We start from the raw sequence: 18,917 nt of genomic DNA, 5'->3' as shown, positions 1-18,917 counted from the left end.
AATTATCCCTCACTGAAAACTATTGCCGCTTTCGGCAGAAATTTTCAGTGCCTCTCTGAAACAAAGGCATTCCACAGTGTATCGTCAGGGGGTGCGGCTGTAATGGAAATCTGCTCTTTCTTCACCGGATGGATGAAATCAATGGAGCGGGCATGCAGGCAGATGCCGCCGTCTGGATTCGATCGTGCAGAACCATACTTGAGATCGCCCTTGATATGCAGGCCTATGGCCGCAAACTGCGCCCTGATCTGGTGATGACGGCCGGTATGCAGATTCACCTCAACCAAAAAGTAATTCTTGGATGCAGCAATCAACTTGTAGTCGAGCTTGGCAAGCTTGCCGCCTCTCTTCTCCACCGAGAGAGCCACACTCTTGTTTGTCTTGGTATCGCGGATGATGTAGTGGACCAAGGTTCCCTCACTCTGGTTGGGCATATGGTCCACGATCGCCCAGTAGGTCTTCTTGACCGAACTGCCCTTGAACAGTTCATTGAGGCGAATCAAAGCCTTCTCGGTCTTTGCATAGACGACAATGCCGCTGGTGGGGCGGTCCAGACGGTGAGGGATGCCCAGATACACATTGCCTTGCTTGGCGTAGGTCACCCTCAGGTACTCCTTCACCAAATCAGCCAACGTCTCATCCCCGGTCACATCCCCCTGAACCAACTCACCGCACAGCTTATTGATGATGATCAGGTGGTTGTCCTCATAAAGAATCCTATCCTTGATGTCCATCATTCCTCCTGATTCTCATCATCGAACAGTGTAGGTTCTGCGGTATTGGCATGCACGACTTCCTTGACCGATCTCAGTTTCAGGGAGGCCACCTCCTTCACTGCAATTCTCACTCCGTTCGCCTTCACATTTTTCACCAAGTAATCGGAGAAGTAGAACTTCTCCTCCAGTATCCTCAGTCCCGGCTTGGGTTTGTAGGTGACAACCAGCTCGGCATTGGCATAGGTGCTGAGCTTGACGAGCTTGAAGTTTCCTTCAGGCAGCAAGGGGTAGACCTTCTTCAGCTGGTAGCTGACGATCTGGCAACGCTTGAGGAAGAGGTACTTGTACGTCTTCTCCTGATAGATGACCGAGAACACAAGGTTGGCAAGCTCGCTCTTGTCCGCGTACCCGCAGTAGAGCAGCCCCTTACCCACAAACTCCTTCTCCGGAGCATCTATGACCTGGTAGGTCCCTTCCTTGCGTATGACGAGAACACGGTCGAAGGTGCTCACCTCCAAAAGGGTGTTTCCCTGTTTGACCGCGTAACCGAGATAGCCGTTGGCGGGATCGTACTTGACGGCCAGGTTGCGTTCGGCAACCTCCTTGACGTCGATCAGCTCGAAGGTCTTGATCGTGGTCTTGCGCTGATGTTCCTTGACGCCGAGCATTGTTTTCAGCTCGGCAATATAGGTGAGGGCATAGCCTACCAAGTCTGCAAGCTTGCGCTCGATCTCGGCGAGGTTTGCATTGATCTGATCGATGTCCTCTCGGTTTTTCTCAATGTCAAACAGACTGATGCGCCTGATGGGAATCTTCAAAAGTCGCTCGACGTCATCCAAATCGACCGGCCGGAGAAGCCGCTCCGTGAAGGGCTTGAAGCCGGAGATGACAGCCTTGTTCACCTCGTCCGCACTCTTCTTCTGTTCGATTCGCTTGTAGATGCGCTCCTCGATGAAAATACGTTCAAGGGTCCGGGCGTGCAGCTTGTCCAGCAGATGACCCTTCTCAAGCTCAAGCTCGGCTTTCAGGACGACCACCAGATGCCGGGCATGCCAATCCAGGATTTCATGCACACCCATGATGGTCGGTACATTGTCCTTGATCACCAGGGGGTTGATGGAAAGCTTTGTCTCGCAATCTGTATAGGCATAGAGGGCGTCGACGATCTCCTGGGCATAGGTGTTGCGAGCCAGATTGATCTCGATGTTCACCTTCTCGGCGGTATAGTCGTTGATTGAACTGATCTTCAACTTACCCTTCTTGGCAGCTTCCTCAACCGACCGGATCATCGCTTCACTGGTGGTCCCGTACGGAAGTTCCTCAATGATGATGCGTTTTGGATCGGAGGTGTTGAGCTTGGCCCGCACAGACACAGAACCCCTTCCATCGCGGTAGTCCTCAACGTCAACGATACCCCCGCCAAGGAAGTCGGGGTACAATTGATAGCTCTCCCCCTTTAAGGAGGCAGCCATTGCATCGAGCACTTCCAACGGATTGTGGGGAAGGATATAGGTGCTCATACCAACTGCTATGCCGCTGACACCTTGGATCAGGACGACGGGAATCTTTGCGGGGAAGGCAACCGGTTCTTGGTTTCTTCCATCGTACGAGTCGACAAATTCAGTAAGCTCGGGGTTGTACAACACCTTCTTGGCAAAAGGAAGCAGTCGGCATTCGATGTACCGGGCCGCGGCGGCGCTGTCACCGGTGAGGGTGTTGCCGAAGTTACCCTGTCGTTCGATGAACAAGTCGCAGTTGGCCAGATTCACCAAGGCCTCATAGATTGAAGAGTCGCCGTGCGGGTGGTAACGCATCGCCCAACCTACGACGTTCGCCACCTTGTGAAACTTACCGTCATCCATCTCAAAAAGCGTATGGATGATACGCCTCTGAACCGGCTTGAACCCATCCACAAGGTCGGGAATCGCCCGCTCCTTAATGACATAGCTGGCATATTCAAGAAAGTTTTGTTTAAAGATTGAGTGTGCCTGGGTCATTAGATTAGGTTCTCCATGATGAATTCGCGTCTATCGGGAGTATTGCTGCCCATATAGAACTCCATGGTCTTATGCATCTCGTTCATGCCTGCAATCGAGACAGGAATGAGACGCATATCCTCACCGATGAACTGGCCGAACTCCTTGGGGTCGATCTCCCCGAGGCCCTTGAAGCGGGTCACCTCGCTGTTCTTGATTTGTGCAACTGCATCGTCACGCTGACGCTCACTGTAACAGTAGACCGTCTGGTTCTTGTTGCGCACCCGAAAGAGCGGAGTCTCCAGAATATACAATCTGCCTGCAAGCACCAAATCCTCAAAATAGGTCAGAAAGTAGGTCATAAGGAGGTTACGGATGTGAAACCCGTCGGTGTCGGCATCGGTTGCGATGATGACCTTGCCGTACCTGAGCCCTTCCACCCCGTTCTCAATCCCCAAGGCGACCATCATATTATAGAGCTCGGCATTCTTGTAGATCTCGGTCTTCTTCTTGCCATAGACATTTACAATTTTTCCCCTGAGGCTGAAGACGGCCTGGGTCATGACATCACGGGTCTTGGTGATGGTTCCCGATGCGCTATCACCCTCGGTTAAAAAGATCATGGACTTTTCACACTCATCCTGATGGGAGGCACTTTGACCCAGATGGTATTTGCAATCCTTGAGCTTGGGAATGTTCAACGATACTTTCTTGGCCGACTCCCTCGCCCCTTTCTTGACCTCGTTGAGCTCCTTGCGAAGCGCCTCGTTGTTGATGATCTTCTGATAGATCTTCTGGGCTTCCTCGGCATTCTTGAGCAGGAAATCAACGAGGGCGTCCCGCACCTCGTTCACAATCCATGTACGGATCTCGGTATTGGACAGCTTGTTCTTCGTCTGCGACTCAAACACCGGGTCCTTTACCTTCACAGCAATCGCCCCGACCACGCCCTCGCGAACATCCTGGGGTGCCCAGTTCTTCTTGAAGTGCTCGTTGATACCCTTGAGTATCCCCTCCTTGAAGGCACTCTGATGGGTTCCTCCATCGGTGGTATGCTGGCCGTTCACATAGGAGAAGTAATTCTCCCCATAGGAGCCCGCTACATGGGTCAGGGCGAACTCAATCTGCTTGGCCTGATAATGGATGATGGTATAGAGGGCTTCGGTTCCCACTTCTTTCTCCAACAGGTCGAGCAGGCCGTGTGCCGATTTATAGATTTTACCGTTGTAATCGAGCGAGAGCCCGGTATTCAGATATGCATAACTCCAAAGCCTGGAGATGATGAAGTCCTCGTTGTAGGCATAGTCTCCGAACAACTCGGGATCGGGGATGAAGGATACCTCGGTCCCGTCGACTTCCTTGGTGTCCCCGTTCGCCTCGTTCACAATGATGCCCTGAGAGAAGGTTGCGCTGTGGAACCTGCCCTCACGATAACTGGTGACCACGAAGCGGGAGGAGAGCGCATTGACCGCCTTCGTTCCCACCCCGTTCAAACCGACGGAAAACTGAAATACATCGTCGCTGTATTTTGCACCGGTATTGATGATCGAAACACAATCAACCACCTTGCCAAGCGGTATGCCGCGACCATAGTCACGCACCCGGACCTCGCACTCTTTGCGGCGTATGACAACCTTGCTGCCGAACCCCATGATGAATTCATCGATGCTGTTGTCCACCACCTCCTTGAGGAGGATGTAGATGCCGTCATCGACATGCGTACCATTTCCCAATCGCCCGATGTACATGCCTGGGCGCTTTCGTATATGCTCCAGCGCGCTGAGCGTTTGGATTTTCGATTCATCATAGGTTGTCTTTGCCATATCCAGGGATTATAGCAGAATTCCATAATGATGGCAAAATACTCTCATCTTTCTCTCTTGCACTCTCATATTCGCTCCAGTACCCTGCATGTATGGATACGATACTCTTGCTGTACATCGCTTTGGCCCTATTGCATCTGAGCCTTCGCGCAGAAGGTTTGAAGCGACCGGGCTCGTTGACAAAAGTACTCTTGATGCCGACCCTCATGGCGTACGTACTGGCAAACGGAGCCCAGCCTCTCCTGCTTGTCTCACTATCACTTGCAACGCTGGGCGATTACTTTCTCACCGACGGTACCCGGAAAGCCTATTTCACCTTGGGCATGGTCAGCTTCGCACTCGCCCACCTGCTCTACTCCATCCATCTGTTGCTGCGCCCTCTTCATCAGCCCCTCCTGGTAATCGGGACTCTGATTGCACTCATTCCTTTGATCTATCTTGTATTGCTTCTCAAAGCATCTGCTGTCAAACTACGCTATGTCCTCTACGGCATCAATCTGTTCGTGATGACAGCCTTGTGCTTCGGATCCGGTTCGCACCTTGCCTCACTGGGAGCCTTGGCTTTCATCATATCCGACGGTATGATTGCCATGGACACCTTGCATCGACGCCGCTTCAGCGTCGTCACGGAAATGGCCGCCTACATACTCGCACAACTGCTTTTGGTGCAGGGATTGGTCAATCTGTAGGAGAACGTATGCACGAAAAGAAAGTGAATCCCTATGCTCACAAGAAGAAAGAAGGACTGGCCGCTGGAAGCCTTGTCTATGTCGGAGATACCCAACCCCAACAGACATCCGTGCGCACCCATCACTACCGCTCAGGATCGTATCGGGTGGAACAGGGTTTCAGGCAGGCCGGCAATGAAAGTATAAGGTGGGTCGAGATAACCGGGCTGGAGGATATCCAGACCATCGTAAAGATTGCCAAAGAGTTCCAGATAGCCAATCTCAGTCTTGAGGATGTCTTTTCCACCGACCAGCGGCTCAAGCTGGACCAGTACGACGCCTATCTTTCAGTCACCTTGAGGATTTTGGCTCATCAAGGAAGTGAAGAACAGCAGCTGACACTCTTTCTAGGGGATGGATGGGTGCTGTCGATTGCAGAGTACAGCCACCAGACGTTTGAGGCGGTGGTTCGCCAGCTCTCCTCGGCGACAAAGCTGCAGAGTGCGGGTTCCAGCGCCCTGCTGCACGCCCTCATCGACCGGGTGGTCGATCAGTACCTGGTCAAGGCCGATGAGTTGGAAATGAAGACCGAGAACCTTGAGGAGCTGGTCATCACCAACCCCCAACAGACCACCGCCTCGGCAATTCATCAACAAAAAGCCGAGATTCTGAAGCTCAGGCGAATGACCAGCCCGCTTAAGGATATCCTGACCACCCTCATTCGAACCGAGAATCCGTTTCTCGACCGAAACACCACCTTCCTGTTGCGCGACATCCACGACCACGCCCTTTGGCTAGCCGATGAGTGCGATATGATGCGTGAAACCGTGTCGGGTATCATGGAAGTCTACCTTTCAAGTCTCGATATGAAAATGAATGCCATCATGAAGGTGCTGACAATCATCTCGACAGTATTCATTCCGCTCACGTTCCTGACCGGTCTATATGGTATGAACTTCTCATATATGCCCTTTACCGCTGCCTATTGGGGCTTTTATGCAATCCTGGTCTGCTGTGTTCTCGTTGTCAGCGGCATGGCCATCTATTTCAGGAGGAAAAAATGGTGGTGACAGCCTCACTCAAGCACACAGATATCGAGCAGCTCCTTCCTGTTTTCAATGAAGCATTCAGTGATTACGATGTACCGGTATCCATGACGCTTGCGGCCTTGCAAGCCCATTTGCAAAGCCTCTCTTATACCAGTGAGGACTCGGTGGGCCTGTTCGAGAAACGAGATTTGGTGGGCTTTCTGCTCATTGGACGAAGGGGCAACACGGCATACGATGCCGGAACCGGCATCATTCCCTCCTATCGGGGTCAAGGCCTCTCCCACATCCTCATTGACGATACAATAGGACACCTCCGGTCAAGAGGGTGCACCACCTTCGTCCTTGAGGTCCTCGATACCAATACCAAGGCAAAGAACCTCTACCTCAGTCATGGGTTTGCGATCAGGCGCAGCCTGTTGTGCTTCACAGTAAAACAGGAGGAACTCACTGGTCGGTCCGACCTTATCCTGGAAAATCACGATAAAGGATACATCGTCCCTGCAAGCTTTGAGCCAAGCTACCAGAACAGTGATGAGTCGGTTGCAGAAGGAGCATACACATGCTCTGATATTGTGGAAAAGGGAGTAAGGAAAGGCTTTGTCTGGTATCACCCGAATCGTGGATTAATAGCCCAGATAAACATAGAGCCTGAGTATAGAGATGTGGATTTGCTGAAGCAGGCCATTATTTCCTGTACAATGGCATGTACGACCCAATCGGTCCGCATGCTCAATGTCGACCATGGCGATGATCTGACCATCAAGGCCTTGCAGGAAGTCGGGTTCTCCAACTTCACCACCCAAAGCGAAATGACCCTCACCCTTTCAGAGTCGCAGATATGAGCACATACACCATTTCAATCATGAAAAAGGAACAGGAGAGCGAGACGAAAGAACTCATGCAACGCTGCTTTGACAAGAGTCTTGCCTCCATTTTCTTTCTTCACCCCGATACCACCTTGGTAGTCCTCTATGAAGGCAGGGTGGTTGCAGGCTTGAACCTCGATGTCTACCGGGTGAACGAGCAGGTGAACATGGGGTATCTGGGTTGGCTCTACACCGATGAAAAGCACCGTGGGAAGGGCCTTGCCGGCAAACTTATATCCGAGTCCCTTCCCTTCCTTAAAAGCCTGGGCTGCACCGATGTCGCAGCATGTGTTGAAGGGGACAATCCGGCATCGTTCAAACAGCTGGAGAACGAGGGCTTCTCACGCCTTCCTCTCGTCGGCCAAATACGACGCTTTCGTTTCGGACTTTTTCGAGTTTGGAAACATGCCTCCCGATTTTTCGACATGGGCTACTTCATGTGGCATCTGCATCTCGACGATGCAACCAAGCAGGAATACCCCGAAAACTGCAAGGCCTTTGTGTTGGGGTGTGTCGCGAACACCCTGCTGTTTCTTCCCGTTCTTTTGGGTTGGAACCTGCTTTCCCTTCTCAACCTCTCATGGATGCAGGTCTCCCACCCGAACAAGTCTCTCTTGGTTGCGATACCCCTTCTGAGCCTGCTCGTACGCACCGTCCCCTCACTGGTGTTTGCACATGCAAGGAAAATCCAGCTCGTCTATCGGCAGTGGGATACGGCGTACTTCACAGCCCTTCTGCTGCCCTTTCTTGCAGGGCTGCCGTTTCCCGTCCCCGGAAACCTCTATATACAAGGTAGCAATTGGTCGATGAAGACCCATGCAAGGGACTTGGCTCGGATGAGCCTGGTTTCCAACACTTCGCTCGCACTGCTGTTCATACTGCTTCCCAATCCCTACACCCTCTTTTTGCTTACCCTGGATACGTTTTTTTTCTTCTATCCATTCTGTGGCTTCAACGCATCACGAATCATGCGGGAAGGGTGGAATTACAGGACGTACGGCATCATACTTACCCTTGCCTGCTACGCATTTCTCTTGGTATACTGATTCCATTATGGATGACCCGTTACCTAGTAAAGGGTGTTCAAACGAACACTCGCTTTTTTCGTATGTGGCCGGGGGGTGTACATGCAAGTACAACTGACCGCCATTATAATCCTGTTGCTGCTTTCCGCTGTATTCTCAGCAACGGAAACAGCATACACCTCCCTCTCTTTCGTACAGCTCAAGACCTTGGAGAACCGCAGGAAGCGTTCCAGCAGAGTCGCGTACAAACTCAGCCAGAATCGTGACGCGTTGCTTACGACAGTTCTGGTGGGCAACAACGTGGTGAACATCTCAGCTTCCGCCCTGGTGACCACGTTCGCCATCGAATACTTCTCAAGCCAGGCGGTTGGGTACGCCACCGGTCTGCTGACCTTGGTGATTCTGATCTTCGGAGAGATCACGCCCAAGCAGCTGGCCCTCACCCACAACATGAAGATCGCCGTCTTCATGGCCTATCCTCTCAGGTTCATTTCCATCGTCCTCTTTCCGGTTGTTTGGCTGCTCAGACAGTTCTCCTCCCTGATCACCCGCCTGTTCGCCTCCCATGCAGAGCCGGCTATCACAACCGAAGGGGTGATGCACATGGTGGACGCCGCAGAGGATGAAGGCTTGGTTGACCAGTATGAGTCCGACCTTATGCAGAGGGCCATCCACTTCAGCGAAACCCAGGTACGCACCATCATGACCCACCGGACGAACGTATTCTGCATCAGCGACGAGCTTACAATCCGTGATGCATTCCCGTCTATTGTGAAGTCCGGCTTCAGCCGCGTCCCGGTCTTCCATGGCAGCGCCGAGAACATCATCGGTATTGTGCTTGTCCGCGATATATTGCGTGCCCAATTGGAAAAACGGATGGACAAGAGCATCTCGACCATTCTCAGAAAGCCCATCTTCGTCCCTGAACAGATGCACCTCGACGATGTGTTTTTCCTGTTCAAGAAGGACAAGCTGCAGCAAGCCATCGTCCTGGATGAATACGGCGGTTTCAGCGGAGTGGTGACGATGGAAGACGTGGCCGAGCAGCTCTTCGGCGAACTTTACGATGAGCATGAGCGAAGGTTCCCCGACCGGATTGTCGAGCGTGAGCAGATGCCGGGTACTTTCCTGGTGATGGCCGACACTCCATTCCAGCAGTTCATCGACGAGCTGGATCTTTCGGCCGACCACCAGAGGCAGAGGATTTCCACTGTTGCCGCCTATGTTTTGGAGTTGACCGGGGACATTCCCCAAGAGGGGGATGTTGTCCAGTCTCCTTTAGGAACCTTTCGCATCATCTCCATGAAGGGAAACAGAATGGAGGCTGTGGAATTTTCCCCGACCATCGATGATGGAACCCTTCTGTAGCGTTGACTGAAGCGTGATGCGAAGGTATGATGGCTCCCATGAGCAAATATCCCTTCCATGAAATAGAAACGAAATGGCAACGGTACTGGGACGAGCATCAGAGTTTTGCCGTCACCGAGGATCCAAGCATCCCCAAGGAAAAGCGGGCGTATGTCTTGGATATGTTCCCCTATCCCTCCGGCGCTGGTCTGCACGTCGGCCATCCTGAAGGATATACCGCTACCGATATCTACTGCAGATTCCTCAGAATGAACGGCTACAACGTGCTTCATCCGATGGGCTTCGACTCTTTCGGACTGCCGGCTGAGAACTATGCCATCAAGACAGGAACTCCTCCTCGTGCCACCACCGAGAAGAACATCGAGAACTTCCGCAAGCAGATCAAGAGCTTGGGGTTCAGCTATGACTGGAATCGAGAGATTTCGACCCACAGCAGCGACTATTACCGCTGGACCCAGTGGATTTTCATCCAGCTCTTCAACAAGGGCCTTGCCTATGAGTCCCACACACCGATCAACTGGTGCGAGGCATGCAAGACCGGCCTCGCAAACGAGGAAGTCAAGGAAGGAAAGTGCGAGCGCTGCGGAACGACGGTTGTTCGCAAGAACATCCGCCAATGGGTGCTCAAGATCACCGAGTATGCCGACAAGCTGCTTGCCGACCTGGACAGTGTGGACTGGCCTGAATCGGTGAAGCTCATGCAGCGCAACTGGATCGGTCGCAGTGAGGGGGCCTCGGTCCTCTTCAAGATAGATGGATCGAATGAGCACCTGGAAGTCTATACCACCCGTGCCGATACGCTTTTTGGAGCGACCTACATGGTCGTCGCCCCTGAGCACCCGCTGGTTGCACAACTGACCAAGACCGGACAGAAAGAGGCGGTTGAGGCCTACCTTGAGGCAAGCGCCCGCAAGAGCGATCTCGAAAGAACCGACCTTGCCAAAGACAAGACCGGTGTCTTCAGCGGCAGTTATGCAATAAACCCGGTAAACAACAAGCGCATCCCCATTTGGATCGCCGATTATGTATTGATCAGTTACGGAACCGGCGCCATCATGGCCGTTCCCGCCCACGATACCCGCGACTGGGAGTTTGCAAAGAAGTTCGAGCTTCCGATCATCGAAGTCCTCAAGAGTGAGGTCGATGTACAGAACCAGGCTTGGACCGAGGATGGCGTGCATGTGAACAGCGACTTCCTCGACGGCCTGAACAAGGAAGATGCAATCAATGCAATGCTTGCATGGCTTGAAAAACACAAGCTTGGTTCGAAGGCGGTCAACTACAAGCTTCGCGACTGGATTTTCAGCCGTCAACGCTATTGGGGGGAACCCATTCCCTTGGTGCATTGCCCCACCTGCGGTACGGTAGCCGTCCCTGAGGACCAGCTCCCCCTGCTGCTGCCCGAAGTAAGCAGCTATGAGCCCAGCGGAACCGGAGAGAGCCCGCTTGCAAAGATTGATGAGTGGGTCAATTGCTCCTGCCCGGTTTGCGGCGGAAAAGCAAAACGTGAAACAAACACCATGCCCCAGTGGGCGGGTTCCTGCTGGTACTACCTGCGCTATCTCGATCCAAACAACACAAAGCAGTTCGTATCGGCTGAAAAGGAAGCATATTGGATGCCCGTCGACCTCTATGTCGGGGGAGCAGAGCACGCGGTGCTTCACCTGCTTTATGCCCGTTTCTGGCACAAGGTTCTCTTCGACCTCGGTCTGGTTTCCACTCCCGAGCCATTCAAGCGGCTGATCAACCAGGGCATGATCACCAGCTATGCCTTCCAACGCAAGGACAAGAGCCTTGTCCCCACCGATATGGTCGAGGAAAAGGAGACCGATGTCTTCGTGGAGAAGGCAACCGGCGAGGTGCTTGAGCGTGTCATCGCCAAAATGTCCAAGAGCCTGAAGAACGTCATCAATCCCGATGAGATCATCAGCGAATACGGTGCCGACTCAATGCGCATGTATGAGATGTTCATGGGACCTCTTGAAGTCTCCAAACCTTGGGCTACCACCGGCTTGGTTGGTGTGTATCGCTTCCTCGACCGAATTTACAGACTGTTTGAGGAGCGTGTCATCGTCGATGAAGAGCCTTCGGATGAGCTGAACAGAACGCTGCACAAGACGATCAAGAAAGTGACTTGGGATACCAATACCCTGAACTTCAATACCGCCATCAGCCAGATGATGGTACTGGTCAACGAGCTGTACAAGATCGATGTCCTGCCCAAGGTGGTGGCCGAGACGCTTGTAAAACTGCTGGGACCGTACGTACCCCATCTTGCCGAGGAGCTGTGGGAACGCCTTGGCCATAGCACAAGTCTTTCAACAGCAGCGTGGCCGCAGTTCGTTGAGGAGTTGACGGTCGACAACCAGATTGAAATGGTTTTCCAGATCAACGGAAAGGTGCGTTCCAAGACTACGGTCCCCAAGGGGCTCGGCAAGGACGAAGTCCTGGCCATGGCCAAGAGGGACGAGAAGCTTGCGAGCTGGCTCGAGGGAAAGACCATTGTCAAAGAGATCGTAGTTGTCGATAAGCTGGTGAATATCGTTGTAAAATAACGAGAGAACCAACAAGGTTGAGACCACGTCCGAGCAAAATCGGGCGTGGTTTTTTATAACCTCACTATTTTTCCAATACCAGATTCACCCTGAGCGTACTTGAGTAGAGGTTGCCCCTTGTACCCAGAGGACGCACCAAGCGGGCCCAAAGCCGACCGATGGAAATCTCCTCGTGCAATGCTCCCCGCACATAATAGAGAAAAGGTTCGGAACGCTCAAAATCCAAACCACGTTCTGATACCAGCTGGTACATGACTATTTCAAGTTGATTGGACAAAGGGGTGTGATCGATGTAGACCCTCCCGAAGCCCGGGTGCTTGGCCATCAGTGTCACATCACAAATCGGGATGAGAAGAGAAGCATCGCTTCCGTCGAAAGGAACGGGCTCGACAACAATAACCACATCCGTTGAAGGAGTCTGGAGGGTGATGGCAGAGCGGAGTTCTAAAGGGGATGCAAGACACAACAAACACAGAAGCAGGCCGAAAGTGGCTGCCTTGCATCGCTGTGTTCGTCTCACTGACCTTGATCTCTTCTCCATACGCTCTTTGTACAGTATCTTAGCCTAAAAACCTATGTCAAGTGTTATACATTAAGCACAGAGCAATTCCCCGAAGAAATCCAGATTAGTTGAGATTCCTTTCTAGTAGGAGTCAAAAAGAATGAAAATATTTGTTTCTTATATAGTGAAATAATAAGATATCACAAACCATGCTTCCCTTGTGACATAGCAAAGCCTAACCAAGGACCTTTGCCAGACCACCTTTGGAAGTCTCACGATAGAGGGAGGGCAGAGCCTGTCCTGTCTCCATCATGACTTCAATGACATTATCAAAACTTACCTTGTGACGACCGTCTCCAAGCAGGGCGTAGGAACAGTGGTCGAGCGAGCGCATGGTTGCCAAGGCATTACGTTCTATGCAGGGTATCTGAACCAAGCCGCGCATAGGGTCACAGGTAAGCCCCAGATGGTGCTCAAGGCCCATCTCCGCAGCATACTCGATCTGGTGGATGCTGCCTCCCAGAAGGTGGGTTGCGGCAGCTCCTGCCATGGCACAAGCTACACCGATCTCCCCCTGGCACCCTACCTCGGCTCCACTGATCGACCCATTGGTTTTCACTACATTGCCGATGACACCGGCGGTGAGCAGGGCCCTAAGGATTTTCACTTTGGGCAGCTTATACTGCTTGGCCAGATAGTAGAGCACCCCCGGCAGCACTCCGCAGCTTCCACAGGTGGGTGCTGTGACGATCAAGCCGCCTCCGGCGTTCTCTTCACTGACAGCCAAGGCATAACTGAGAGCGGAGGCAGTGCTTCCGAGCGGGCCGGAGAACTCGGTTGCCTTGGAGTTGTACTGGCTCGCCTTGCGTGCCAGCTTCAAACCACCGGGAAGGACGCCTTCGGCATCCAAACCGCGCTCGACGGCACTAGCCATGACGTTCCACACTTCCTCGATGTAAGCCAGGATTTCCGTACCTTCCCATTGGACGGCGAACTCCCACAGCTGCAGACCTTCCTCGGAGCAATACTCAAGAATCTGTTTCATTCTGGAGTACTCTTTGGGATAGACAAGTTTGGAAGTCTCTTCCTGCACCCCTTCAATGACAACCTTGCCGCCGCCCACACTGTAGTAGGTCTGCTCATGCTCCACATTTCCTGCATGATTGTAGGAGCGGATGGTCAAGGCATTGGGATGAAACGGCTTTTCGATGTCGGGATACCAGACTATCTCAACCTCGCTTCCCTCCTTGGCAAAAACTTCACGCAGGGCCTTGTCGGTCAAGTGACCTTTCCCGGTAGCCGCGAGGCTGCCGTACAGGTCGGCCTCATAGCGGGCCTGCCGAGGATACAGCGAGAGGAAATGGGTGGCCGCTGAACGCGGTCCCATGGTATGACTGCTGGATGGGCCGTAGCCGATCCGAAAGAGTTCTCGAAGGGATTCCATAACCAAACTCTATCGGTTTATCCATAAAAAGGGAAGGTGTTTTTACCAGAGGGGTGCTTTGGAAAGGGAGGTGGAAAACGTGCCTTGGATGAGGTCTGCAAAGAGCGTCAGACAAAGCTGATGTTCTTGGTTCCACCAACGCTCGACGCCTCCTTCGGCCTCAAGACTGATGGTGTCGCCATAGTGAAAGTAGAAGGACTGCCGTCCGGTTCTCTCGCTGACCCAATTCCCTGCAGGGAGATCGGCGAGCGTAATCGAAAGCGTTGGTTTGGGGGTCAGGCTTTCTTGGTCCACGGTACCGTTCAGAAGATCAACCAATAGGTTTGAGGTGTCCAGCAGCCCGGTATCAGGTGCCAATTCGGTTAGTAATTCTCCGTTGAGGTTCTCTATTGCCTGGGCATTATACGCATACACATCCAGCAGGAGGCCGGCCAGCCGACCCTGCTCTTGGGTCAGCACGACCGGCAGCTCGCAACCAGGATAGAAGAATCCTCCATAGGGATGGAGGTTTGAGAGTGGATAGGCGCACAGGACTGTAAGGCCCTCGCGTTTAACCGTCACTGAGGCCCTGGTTGTCCCGCCTTCAAGATGTACACGCTTAAGCGATCCTGAAGCATCGAAATAGACGAGGGTATGCCAAAGCGGGCGATGACTGCCTTCCTTCCAGGGATGCTCTTTTGCAATCGCGACCTCAAGCCGTCTCTCATGAAGAGGGTTGAATTCACAGCTTATGCACAAGACCAACAAGCTCAAGCAAGCTAACCATTTCACACCACCTTAGGTGGCGAGACAGCCCTCCTGCTTCAGCTGCTCATGATAGACGCTCCTCCACCGAAAAAACAGCTTTTTCACCTCTTCACTGTTGTAATCGGCATATGTCCATCGAAACGCCTGGAATGCATGGTTCTCATACTGCAACGTCACTTCGGCGTAGATGCCGTCGCAAAGCGGGATGCGATGACTGCGATTCTTGGTGGTTGCGAGAATGAGGTTCTCCAAAGAGAGCAGCCCGGGATCGAGATTCACCCGACGCCCGATGTCGTTGCGGAACAGGTCCTCAAGCGCATTGGTCTCGATTTTTATGGTACTCAATCGTGCGGGATCGACAAGGGTCCTGAATTGCAGGTAACAGCGATGGGGCTTGGTCCCCATCTCCCGGTCGTAATAATCAGTATAGGTAAAGAGTGTAAGGGGGCTTTGGTTCAAAACAGGGCCGTACTGGGTTTCAAGACGAGTCACAACCGTCTCGAGCAGACCTTCATTTTCCAACAACACCCCCATGACCAAGGATCTGGGGGTGAAGGAAGCAACCCGTCCCATCTTACAGATTCGAGGTGAATGTTCCGAGAACTCGAACCGAAAGGCAGAGCTCGGACAGTTCAGCCAATGCAACGTCGAAGGCCCCGCTTTCACCGAGCTCGGTCTCGACGAAGAACGAGTACTCCCAAGGTTTGCCAGGTATCGGGCGGCTTTCCAGCTTCTTCATGTTCAGACCATGCTTTGTTAAAACCAACAGGGCCGCGAACAGGGAGCCCGGACGATCGGGAACCGTGAACCGAAGGGAAGCACGGTTGACAGCGGCCGTTGAACGGAATACTGCACTGCGCTCCTCGCGGCAGATAATGTAGAAGCGGGTATAGTTGCGGGGGTTGCTTTCGATGCCTTCACACAGGATTTCCATCCCGTACACCTTGGCCGCGGGAGCGCCGGCGATAGCGGCTTTGGTGGGATCCTTTGCATCCTTGACATACGCTACTGCACCGGCGGTATCGAAAAACGGAATAGCCTGGGCGTAAGAGAGTTCATGTTGCAGGTACTCGGTACACTGTGCAAGCCCTTGTGGATGAGAGTAGACCTCTCGAAGGCTCCCTATGTTCGAGCCGGGAAGGCCGATGAGATTATGGATGATCCTGATCTGCTGCTCCCCTACCACCTGGATGGCCTGATGTCGGTCCAACAGGTCCAAATTCTCATAGATGGTACCACCCAGCGTATTTTCCAGGGGAATCATGCCGTAGGCGGCCTTGCCCTGCAGCACGGCCTCGAATACATCGGAGAAGGACTTGCAGGGAAGCACATCGGTCGACTCGTCAAACGCCCTGCGGATGGCAAGCTCGCTGTACGCACCCCGCTCTCCCTGAAAGGCAACCACCAGGTGGTCGCTTACAGGCGAAGCTGTTGGATTCAGGGCAAGTGATTCGGGAACAATACGCGGTATGCGCTCCAGAGATTTTCCGACAACGGCACTGAGCGAGTGCAGGTCACGCATCAACTTCTCAAACTGGGAAGGGTAGAGAGACTGGGGGCCGTCGCTGAAAGCCTTTTCCGGGTTGTTATGCACCTCGACGATCAAGCCGGAGGCTCCGCTGGCGATTAAGGCAAGACTCATCGGACTTACCATGTCCCTCAACCCTGTTGCATGACTGGGATCGCCGATGACCGGCAGATGGGTCATCTTCTGCACCACGGGGATTGCAGAGACGTCCAAGGTGTTGCGGGTAGCCCGCTCATATGTCCGAATGCCCCGCTCGCACAGGACTATCTGGTCGGTTCCGCTGGCCATCAGGTACTCGGCAGCCATCAGCCATTCTTCGATCGTGGCGCACAAGCCGCGCTTGAGCAGCACCGGCATGCCGGTCTTCCCGACCGCCTTCAACAGTTCGAAGTTCTGCATGTTCCTCGCACCGATCTGGAACATATCGATGTACTTGGTCATCATGGGAGCATCGGAAGGATTGACGATTTCGGTGGTCACCGGCATGCCATAGGTTTCTCCGGCTTCCTTGAGGTACTTCAACCCCTCTTCACCCAAGCCTTGGAAAGCATAGGGACTGGTACGGGGTTTGAAGGCCCCGCCGCGAAGAATCACTGCTCCCGCTTCACGCACCGAGGCCGCAATGCTCATGATCTGTTCACGCGACTCAACGGCGCAGGGCCCTGCTATGATTGCAATGCGGTTACCGCCGATTTTCACCTTGCCGACGGTAACAATGGTATCCTCTTTCTTCAGCTCACGCGAAGCGAGCTTGTATGGTTTACTGATGGGCACGACATTGGCCACCCCTTCGAGCAGCTCAACCTCACGGATATCGAGGGTGCTCTGCCCGACGGCACCGAAGACAGTCTCTTCCTGCCCAACGATTTCCTTGACGGTGTAGCCCTTCTCCACCAGAAAGGATCTGATCGACTCTTTCTGCATTTCGCTGATTTGTTTTTTCAGTACGATTATCATGAAAATACGCTAGAGCGTAACCATAAAAAGGTCAAGTGAGCGTTGCTTTTTTTGTTGTGGCATGGTAGGCCCTAGAGTATGAATGAACAGTATTGGGATAATCTTTTTGAACAATTCAGAAAAGCCATTGAAGCTGAGGGACAGATACTGCCCTCCGTCTCCATAATCGCCGAGCGGGAGCATGATCCCTTCCGGGTATTGATCGCCACCCTCATTTCGCTCAGAACCAAGGATGAGGTCACCCTTGCAGCTAGCCAACGCCTCTTTGCACTGGCCGGTGATCCCCATGCCATGGCCTGTCTTTCCGAACAGGCCATCCAAGAGGCCATCTATCCGGCAGGATTTTATAAAACCAAGGCTAAAAACATACGCTTGATTTCACTGCGATTGATTGAACAGTATGAGGGCAGGGTTCCCGATACCCAACACGAGCTGCTTGCACTGCCGGGAGTGGGCATCAAGACTGCGAATCTTACGTTGAATCTGGGGTATCAGATCGATGCAATTTGCGTGGACTGCCATGTCCATCAGATCGCAAACCGTCTTGGCTGGGTACATACCAAAACGCCAGAGCAGACTGAACTTGCCTTGCAAGAGGTCATGCCCAGACGTTTCTGGATACCGCTGAACGAGCTTTTGGTGCGTTACGGTCAGCTCATCTGCACTCCTGTCAGCCCATTCTGCAGCAAGTGCCCTCAAGCGCAGCGCTGTCCGAAAATCGGTGTGAGTCGCAGTCGTTAATAGCAGGAACGTACCACGCTTGCAACCGATTCAGCCTTCCCAAGGGTGTAGAAATGCACCCCCGGTACTCCATGGGCAAGCAGGTCCTTGGTCTGAAGCGTACACCAATGCACCCCGATCTCACGAATCTCGGAGAGCTTGGTGGCCTTTGAGAGCAGTTCCACCAGCTCCGAGGGAAAGTCGACATGGAAGGTTTGGGGGATGGTGGCCAAATCCCGTTTGCTCCCGATGGGCTTGAGCCCCGGGATGATGGGAACGGTAATACCGGCTTTTCTGCAGGCATCGACGAAGCGGTAGTATACCGCATTGTCGAAGAACATCTGGGTGACAATGTAGTCGGCACCGCAGTCTACTTTGTACTTCAGCATCTCGATATCGCGCTCCAGGTTCGGAGCCTCGGCATGCTTTTCAGGATAACCTGCAACCCCTGTGCAGAAGTGGGTCTTCTGGGCATTCTGCAAATCCTGGTCCAGGTACTTTCCCCGGTTCAAATCACTGATCTGGGAGACCAGCTCGCTGGAGTGTTCATACCCTCCCTTGACCGGAACAAACCGCTTCTCCCCGTTGGGGGGATCACCGCGAAGTGCAAGTACATTTTCAATACCCAGGAAGTTCAGCTCAACCAGGGCATCCTCCAGCTCGTCTTGGTCCATGCCACCGCAGATCAGGTGTGCCACTACCGGAATATTGAAGGTGTATTGGATCAAGGCCGAGAGGGCGATGGTCCCCGGTCTTTTTCTCACCGTCCTGCGTTCCAAAAGGCCGTCGGGACGTTCGATGTATACAACTTCCTGCTGATGGTTGGTGACATTGATATACGCCGGCTCGAAGCGGGAGAGCTGACGCACCGTCTCCAAAAGAGTCTGGACATCACCACCCTTGAGGGGAGGTACCAGTTCGAAGGTGAAAAGAGGGCGCTTCGCTTGGTTGAGTATATCGATTACTTGCATGG

16 protein-coding genes are annotated in these 18,917 nt (G+C 53.1%); 7 read left to right on the top strand and 9 right to left on the bottom strand.

Annotated features, from left to right (window positions below; genetic code table 11):
- Window positions 1–44 precede the first annotated feature (44 nt).
- Genes MUG09_RS00255 through MUG09_RS00245 form a run of 3 tightly spaced genes read right to left on the bottom strand, consistent with a single transcriptional unit; the run spans window position 45 to window position 4,515 of the window.
- A complete protein-coding gene (locus MUG09_RS00255; protein ID WP_244772577.1) occupies window positions 45–734 on the bottom strand; it encodes an RluA family pseudouridine synthase in 690 nt (229 codons plus the stop codon).
- Window positions 734–2,713, bottom strand: coding sequence for a DNA topoisomerase IV subunit A (locus MUG09_RS00250; protein ID WP_244772576.1), 1,980 nt, complete (start codon window positions 2,711–2,713; stop codon window positions 734–736). Before MUG09_RS00250 ends, MUG09_RS00255 begins: the two co-directional genes overlap by 1 nt.
- Window positions 2,713–4,515 (bottom strand): DNA topoisomerase IV subunit B, encoded by a 1,803-nt coding sequence (locus MUG09_RS00245; RefSeq protein ID WP_244772575.1) that lies wholly within the window; start codon window positions 4,513–4,515, stop codon window positions 2,713–2,715. Before MUG09_RS00245 ends, MUG09_RS00250 begins: the two co-directional genes overlap by 1 nt.
- A gap of 92 nt (window positions 4,516–4,607) precedes the next feature.
- On the opposite strand from MUG09_RS00245, the gene MUG09_RS00240 reads away from it, so the two are divergent.
- The 6 genes from MUG09_RS00240 to leuS all read left to right on the top strand — a co-directional run bounded on the left by MUG09_RS00240 (window position 4,608) and on the right by leuS (window position 12,046).
- Window positions 4,608–5,204 carry a lysoplasmalogenase family protein gene (locus MUG09_RS00240; RefSeq protein ID WP_244772574.1) on the top strand — a complete coding sequence of 199 codons (597 nt, stop codon included), beginning with the start codon at window positions 4,608–4,610 and terminating at the stop codon, window positions 5,202–5,204.
- A gap of 8 nt (window positions 5,205–5,212) precedes the next feature.
- Window positions 5,213–6,253: a magnesium/cobalt transporter CorA gene (gene corA, locus MUG09_RS00235; RefSeq protein WP_244772573.1), complete on the top strand. Its 1,041-nt coding sequence runs from the start codon at window positions 5,213–5,215 to the stop codon at window positions 6,251–6,253.
- The gene (locus tag MUG09_RS00230) at window positions 6,244–7,074 is read left to right on the top strand and encodes a GNAT family N-acetyltransferase (RefSeq protein ID WP_244772572.1); all 831 of its coding nucleotides are present in this window, start codon (window positions 6,244–6,246) and stop codon (window positions 7,072–7,074) included. The genes corA and MUG09_RS00230 overlap by 10 nt, the downstream gene beginning before the upstream one ends.
- Before the next feature lie 20 nt (window positions 7,075–7,094).
- Window positions 7,095–8,144 carry a GNAT family N-acetyltransferase gene (locus MUG09_RS00225; RefSeq protein WP_244772571.1) on the top strand — a complete coding sequence of 350 codons (1,050 nt, stop codon included), beginning with the start codon at window positions 7,095–7,097 and terminating at the stop codon, window positions 8,142–8,144.
- Window positions 8,145–8,225: 81 nt separating this feature from the next.
- Window positions 8,226–9,491 carry a hemolysin family protein gene (locus tag MUG09_RS00220; RefSeq protein ID WP_244772570.1) on the top strand — a complete coding sequence of 422 codons (1,266 nt, stop codon included), beginning with the start codon at window positions 8,226–8,228 and terminating at the stop codon, window positions 9,489–9,491.
- Window positions 9,492–9,529: 38 nt separating this feature from the next.
- Entirely contained in the window at window positions 9,530–12,046 is a 2,517-nt protein-coding gene (gene leuS, locus MUG09_RS00215) for a leucine--tRNA ligase (protein ID WP_244772569.1), read from the top strand.
- A gap of 64 nt (window positions 12,047–12,110) precedes the next feature.
- Here the strand turns inward: leuS and MUG09_RS00210 are convergent, their stop codons facing one another.
- The 5 genes from MUG09_RS00210 to aroF form a co-directional block, all read right to left on the bottom strand.
- Window positions 12,111–12,587 carry a hypothetical protein gene (locus tag MUG09_RS00210; protein WP_244772568.1) on the bottom strand — a complete coding sequence of 159 codons (477 nt, stop codon included), beginning with the start codon at window positions 12,585–12,587 and terminating at the stop codon, window positions 12,111–12,113.
- A gap of 196 nt (window positions 12,588–12,783) precedes the next feature.
- Entirely contained in the window at window positions 12,784–13,992 is a 1,209-nt protein-coding gene (locus MUG09_RS00205) for an L-serine ammonia-lyase (protein WP_244772567.1), read from the bottom strand.
- A gap of 42 nt (window positions 13,993–14,034) precedes the next feature.
- Entirely contained in the window at window positions 14,035–14,763 is a 729-nt protein-coding gene (locus MUG09_RS00200; RefSeq protein ID WP_244772566.1) for a hypothetical protein, read from the bottom strand.
- 6 nt (window positions 14,764–14,769) lie between these two features.
- Window positions 14,770–15,312 (bottom strand): DUF4416 family protein, encoded by a 543-nt coding sequence (locus MUG09_RS00195; RefSeq protein ID WP_244772565.1) that lies wholly within the window; start codon window positions 15,310–15,312, stop codon window positions 14,770–14,772.
- Between the two features lies 1 nt (window position 15,313).
- Window positions 15,314–17,224, bottom strand: a complete 1,911-nt coding sequence (aroF, locus tag MUG09_RS00190) for a 3-deoxy-7-phosphoheptulonate synthase (RefSeq protein WP_244772564.1) — start codon at window positions 17,222–17,224, stop codon at window positions 15,314–15,316.
- A 78-nt stretch (window positions 17,225–17,302) separates the two neighbouring features.
- On the opposite strand from aroF, the gene MUG09_RS00185 reads away from it, so the two are divergent.
- Window positions 17,303–17,965, top strand: coding sequence for an endonuclease III domain-containing protein (locus MUG09_RS00185; protein WP_244772563.1), 663 nt, complete (start codon window positions 17,303–17,305; stop codon window positions 17,963–17,965).
- Here the strand turns inward: MUG09_RS00185 and metF are convergent.
- Window positions 17,962–18,915: a methylenetetrahydrofolate reductase [NAD(P)H] gene (metF, locus tag MUG09_RS00180; RefSeq protein WP_244772562.1), complete on the bottom strand. Its 954-nt coding sequence runs from the start codon at window positions 18,913–18,915 to the stop codon at window positions 17,962–17,964. The two genes, MUG09_RS00185 and metF, sit on opposite strands and share 4 nt — an antisense overlap.
- Window positions 18,916–18,917 lie beyond the last annotated feature (2 nt).

It is taken from the genome of Sphaerochaeta associata, from assembly GCF_022869165.1.
Taxonomy (GTDB): Bacteria; Spirochaetota; Spirochaetia; order Sphaerochaetales; family Sphaerochaetaceae; genus Sphaerochaeta; species Sphaerochaeta associata.
This window is presented reverse-complemented; position numbering and strand designations above follow the sequence as displayed.